Genomic DNA, 5,059 nt, shown 5'->3' with positions numbered 1-5,059 from the left:
CCGCCCGGCGGGTGGTCGCGCCGGCGGGGCCGGGCGTCCGGGCGGGTGTGGAGCCCGCGGGTCGTCCGCCCGCGGGGTGACGGCGCCCGGCGGACGGGGCGTCCTCCGGGACGCCAGGGGAGGACGGTGTCCCGCGCGGCGGGACGCCGAGCAAGGTGCCGCGGGGAGGCGGCGACGCGGATCCGCGCGTGGTCCGCGGGTGGGGACGGGACATGATCGACGAACACGACACGGCGGCCATCGCCGCCCAGCTCGGACGGGAGCCGCGCGGCGTCCGCCGGGTGGCCTACCGCTGCCCCTGCGGCAACCCGGCCGTGATCGAGACGGCGCCCCGGCTGCCGGACGGCACGCCGTTCCCGACGCTGTTCTACCTGACCTGCCCGAAGCTGGCGTCCGCGATCGGGACGCTGGAGGGCGGCGGGATGATGCGCGGGATGCAGGCCCGGCTGGCGGACGACCCGGAGCTGCGGGCCGCCTACGAGGCCGCGCACGCCGACTACCTGCGGCGCCGCGACGAGGCGACCAAGGAGGAGGGCGTCGAGCCTCTGCCCGCCGGGATGCAGAGCGCGGGCGGCATGCCCGAGCGCGTCAAGTGCCTGCACGCGCTGATCGCCCACGAGCTGGCCGTGCCCGGGATCAACCCGTTCGGCCGCGAGGCCCTCGCCGAGCTGCCCGAGTGGTGGCGCGCGGGGCCGTGCGTGTGCCCGTCCACGGCCGAGGAGTCCGACGACGGGTCCGGCGCCGCGCCGGACCGGGAGGGGGAACGGTGACACGCGTCGCCGCCATCGACTGCGGTACCAATTCGGTCCGGCTCCTCATCGCCGACGTGGAGGGCGACACGCTCACCGACGTCGAGCGGGAGATGCGGATCGTCCGGCTCGGCCAGGGCGTCGACCGGACCGGGCGGCTCGCCCCCGAGGCCCTGGAGCGCACCTTCACCGCGATGCGCGAGTACGCCGGGATGATCCGCGCGCACGGCGCGGAGAAGGTCCGCGTCGTCGCGACCAGCGCGACCCGCGACGCCGAGAACCGGGCCGACTTCGTGGCCGGGGTCGTGGACATCTTCGGCGTGGTGCCGGAGGTCGTCACCGGCGACGAGGAGGCGCGGCTCTCCTTCACCGGCGCGACCCGCGAGCTGGCGGCCCTGCGTCCGGCCCGCCCCTACCTGGTGGTGGACATCGGCGGCGGCTCCACCGAGTTCGTGCTCGGCGCGTCCGGCGTGGAGTCGGCGGTGTCGATGGACATCGGCTGCGTCCGGCTGACCGAGCGCCACCTCAAGGACGCCGACCCGCCGACCCCCGAGCAGATCGCGGCGACGATCACCGACATCGACGCCGCGCTCGCGACCGTCCGGGAGACCGTCGCGGTGGACGAGGCGCGCACCCTGGTGGGGCTCGCGGGCTCGGTCACCACGGTCGCCGGGATCGCGCTCGGCCTGCCCGAGTACGACTCGTCCCGGACCCACCTCTCCCGGATCATGGCCGCCCAGGTCCACGACGTGACCCGCAACCTGCTGCACGCCACCCGCGCCGAGCGCGCCGCGATCGGCGTCATGCACCCCGGCCGGGTGGACGTCATCGGCGCGGGCTCCCTCATCATCGACCGGATCATGCGCGAGTACGGCTTCGGCGCGGTCGTCGTCAGCGAGCACGACATCCTGGACGGCATCGCCTGGTCCCTCGCGGGTTAGCGGTCCTCCCGGACGAGCACTTCGGGCGGCGCGGCCACGGTGAACCCCGGCCCCGCCGTCCGCCGGGTACCGGGGCGCGGGCGGCCCGCCGACGATCACGCGGAGCCGGTGCCCCGCGTCGAACCGGTGCCCGACCGCGCCGAGCCGGATGACGACCTCGCCCCCTCCCGTCCTGGCCACGCCGTCGCAGACGTTGCGTGAGCTCCCGTCGGCGGCCACGTCGCTGAGCCGCACGAAGAGCACGCCGTGCCCCGCGAGCCGGACCGCATCCGGGCGGGCCTGCGGCGCTCGCCCACCCCTGGCTTCCCGCAGCCCTTCCCGCTCGCCGCACCGTCGGCCCGAACACCCTGCGCGTCCTCGACCACGCCCTGGTCGTCCTCGCGCCCACCGGCCTTCCCCCGGCACGGTGCTGGAGGTGTTCTCCCTGATCACAGGCTTCCTGGCGGCTGTGTTGATCGCAGTCCCGGCCCACTGCGCTCGCCTAGCGGCTGTGTTGATCGCAGTCCCGGCCCACTGCGCTCGCCCAGGGGCTCGCTGCGTGACCGTGCCTGGGCGAACGCGGCATCGCTTCGCGATCTGCCCGGCTCCGCTCGCCTTCGGCTTCGCTCCGCCGTGCAGGTAGCGCGTTCGCGTGCGTGGTTCAGGTGGCGCGAGTCCGCGTGGCGCAGGTAGCGCATTCGCGGGGGGGCGGCAGGTAGTGCGTTCGCGCGTGTGGTGCAGGTGGCGCGTGCGTGGTGCAAGTGGTGCAATCGCGTGCGGGCGGCAGGTGGTGCGTTTGCGTGCGGGGCGGCAGGAGGGGCTTTGAGCGCTGGCGGTCCGGGTCTCGCTAGGTTCCGTTTCGGAGGGCTGCGACCAGGGCTGGGATGATCACGGCGTTGGGGCTCTGCTGGGGGACGTAGAGGACGGCCGGGCCGCCGCCCGCCGGACGGATCCAGACGCGTCCCTTCTCGACGACGGCGTCGGCGACCATCGGCCAGGACAGCGAGGCGCCGCCTCCGTGCAGGCCGCCGGGGTGCACGGTCAGTCCCTGGGTGACCTCCACGGCGCCGCCGGCGCGGACGCGGGCCGCGATCGCCGCGACGAGCCGCGACTCGGCGCGCTCCCGGCAGATCTCGACGAGGCGCGTCCAGAGGCCCTGCGCGTCGTCGTGGGCGGACGGGTCGAGCGCGATCTCGACGCGCGGTCCCGCGAAGAAGGGACGGCGGCCGACGCGGAAGATCCACTGGGTCGGGAGCGCGGTCTTCCAGTAGGCCGTCCACTCGACGTCCGCCCAGGCCAGGCCGCTGCTGCCGAAGGCGATGCCCCCGTCGTCGGCGTAGAGCCGCAGGCCGCGCACCTCGGCGGTGAGCGCCGAGCCCTCGGGCCGCTGGGCGGCGGCGACCCGGGACGGCCGGGCCGGCTGCGGGTTGAGCGCCTCCGTCCACGCCTCGCCGTCCCACCAGCGCAGCTTGCTCTCACCCAACGGGTCGGGATACCAGCCGGGTCGGGTCATCCCCTCGCCCTCCGCTCCGCGCGACCCCCGCGCCCCGGTCCCACACCACCGCCACCAGCACCACGCCCACCGCCGGCGCGCGAACCCCGTCCACAGATCCGTGGACGGCGCATGCGGAACGGGCGGCCCGGGCCCCGAGTTCCGCCACCGCTCCCCGCTTGGTCGCGCGGGCTCCGAGCGTGACTGGGCGGCCCCCTCCGGCGTGGACGCATCGTACCGACGGAGCCTGCCCGAGATGTGCGCTTTGTCCTAATGCGTCGGTACGCGGTGGCGGCCACGTGCGGCCGGTCCGGCGTGCGAGGATCGCACCATGAGCGACGCCGCCAACGCGCCTTACGTCCTGCCCGGCACCGGTTGGCCGGACGACCCCGCCGCCCCGGACACGCCCGTCGCGCACGACGCCGCCGACGTCGCCGGGCTCGCCGCGTCCGCGCCCTCGCTGCACGAGCTGCTCGCCCGCCAGTCCGTCTGCCGCGCCTGCGACCGGCTCGTCGCCTGGCGCGAGAAGGTCGCGGTCGAACGCCGCCGCATGTTCGCCGCCGAGCCCTACTGGGGACGGCCCGTCCCCGGCTGGGGCGACCCCGAGCCCAGGATCATGGTCGTCGGGCTGGCCCCCGCCGCGCACGGCGGCAACCGCACCGGCCGCATCTTCACCGGCGACCGCTCCGGCGACTGGCTCTTCGCGTCCCTGCACCGCGTCGGCCTGGCCAACCAGCCGACCAGCGTCAGCGCCGACGACGGGCTGCGCCTCATCGGCACCCGGATGGCCGCCACCGTCCGCTGCGCCCCGCCCGACAACAAGCCGACACCCGCCGAACGCGACACCTGCCGCCCCTGGCTGGCTCGCGAGATCGACGACGTGGCCCCGACCGTCCGCTGCATCGTCTGTCTGGGCGGATTCGCCTGGCAGGCGGTGTGGCCCGTCCTCGACCAGGCCGGATACGAGGTGCCGCGTCCCCGTCCCAAGTTCGGCCACGGCGCCGAGGTTCGGCTCGCGGGGCCCGACGACACGTCCGTGACGCTCCTGGGCTGCTACCACCCGAGCCAGCAGAACACCTTCACCGGCCGCGTCACCGAGGACATGCTCGACACCCTCTTCACGCGAGCCAAAACCCTGGCCGCCCTCTGATCACGGCAAGGGCAACGCTCGTGCCGCTCTGGGAGCGGGGCGGCGCGTCGTGGCCCAGCGTGCCCGCCCCGGCGCTGGCGCTCGGCGGGGCGGGCGGTGGCTCACCGGAAGTGCCGTCGCGCGCGGGAGCGACGCGCGGCGGTTCCGGGTGAAGTGCGGTGGACCGTCAGGGGCGCGGCAGGATGCCGCACCCGGGGCCTGGCCTGTCAGTACGCGGCGGGTTCACCGCAGCGCCGCGTGAAAGTGGGTCACTGCGGCTGGGGGATGTTGGGGGAGAGGGGCTGGACGTCGAACACGCCGTGCAGGCAGACCGGGCCGAACGTCCAGGACGCGCGCGTCCAGCTCCGCTCGTCCGGCGGCGTCACGTGCAGGGCGGTCGGGGTCGGCTCGCAGGGACCGTTGTCGGGCTCGCCCATGCCCGGGGTGACGCCCCAGTGCAGCATGGTGTAGGCGTGCCCGCCCGGATACACCACGAACGGGCGGGGAGTGCCGCCCCGGCGGGTGGACGCCGGAATGGTCGGGTTCTGCGGGTTGGCGAGGCCGATGCCCGGGAACCCGAACAACTTGCAGGCGTGGCCCGAGATGTTGGTCAGGGTCAGGCGCGCGTAGCGGTTGCCCGCCGCGGGGCTGTACGCCTTGAGGGACGCGTCCAGCATGGGCGCGGCGCAGCGGTCGATCGGCTTCTGCCCGCCTCCGCCGCCCGCCCCGCCGCCGGAGCCGCCCGCCCCGCCGCCGGAGCCGCCCGGGG

Annotated in this window: 5 protein-coding genes; 3 read left to right on the top strand and 2 right to left on the bottom strand. The window is 75.5% G+C overall.

Annotated elements, in window-relative coordinates:
• Nucleotides 1–212: 212 nt before the first annotated feature.
• Nucleotides 213–770: a DUF501 domain-containing protein gene (locus tag DZF91_RS28445; protein ID WP_117360198.1), complete on the top strand. Its 558-nt coding sequence runs from the start codon at nucleotides 213–215 to the stop codon at nucleotides 768–770.
• Entirely contained in the window at nucleotides 767–1,690 is a 924-nt protein-coding gene (locus DZF91_RS28440; protein WP_117360197.1) for a Ppx/GppA phosphatase family protein, read from the top strand. The genes DZF91_RS28445 and DZF91_RS28440 overlap by 4 nt, the downstream gene beginning before the upstream one ends.
• 826 nt (nucleotides 1,691–2,516) lie before the next feature.
• Here DZF91_RS28440 and DZF91_RS28435 read toward each other — a convergent pair.
• Nucleotides 2,517–3,182 (bottom strand): DUF2510 domain-containing protein, encoded by a 666-nt coding sequence (locus tag DZF91_RS28435; protein ID WP_117360196.1) that lies wholly within the window; start codon nucleotides 3,180–3,182, stop codon nucleotides 2,517–2,519.
• A 310-nt stretch (nucleotides 3,183–3,492) separates the two neighbouring features.
• Here DZF91_RS28435 and DZF91_RS28430 point away from each other — a divergent pair, with 310 nt between their 5' ends.
• Nucleotides 3,493–4,311: a uracil-DNA glycosylase gene (locus tag DZF91_RS28430; RefSeq protein ID WP_117360195.1), complete on the top strand. Its 819-nt coding sequence runs from the start codon at nucleotides 3,493–3,495 to the stop codon at nucleotides 4,309–4,311.
• 248 nt (nucleotides 4,312–4,559) lie between these two features.
• Here the strand turns inward: DZF91_RS28430 and DZF91_RS28425 are convergent.
• Nucleotides 4,560–5,059, bottom strand: a 500-nt coding sequence (locus DZF91_RS28425; protein WP_147341430.1) for a DUF4232 domain-containing protein, incomplete at its 5' end; no start/stop codon positions are given.

The sequence above is a fragment of the Actinomadura logoneensis genome (genome assembly GCF_003428695.1).
In the GTDB taxonomy this organism is placed as follows: Bacteria; Actinomycetota; Actinomycetes; order Streptosporangiales; family Streptosporangiaceae; genus Spirillospora; species Spirillospora logoneensis.
Note: the sequence above shows the minus strand (reverse complement) of the source record. Positions and strands in the feature narration are given on the sequence as shown.

What these genes read in the sequence shown, in the direction of transcription:
- DZF91_RS28445 (WP_117360198.1), top strand. Translation starts at nt 213, where the DNA reads ATGATCGACGAACACGACACGGCGGCCATCGCCGCCCAGCTCGGACGG.
- DZF91_RS28435 (WP_117360196.1), bottom strand. Translation starts at nt 3,182, where the DNA reads ATGACCCGACCCGGCTGGTATCCCGACCCGTTGGGTGAGAGCAAGCTG.
- DZF91_RS28430 (WP_117360195.1), top strand. Translation starts at nt 3,493, where the DNA reads ATGAGCGACGCCGCCAACGCGCCTTACGTCCTGCCCGGCACCGGTTGG.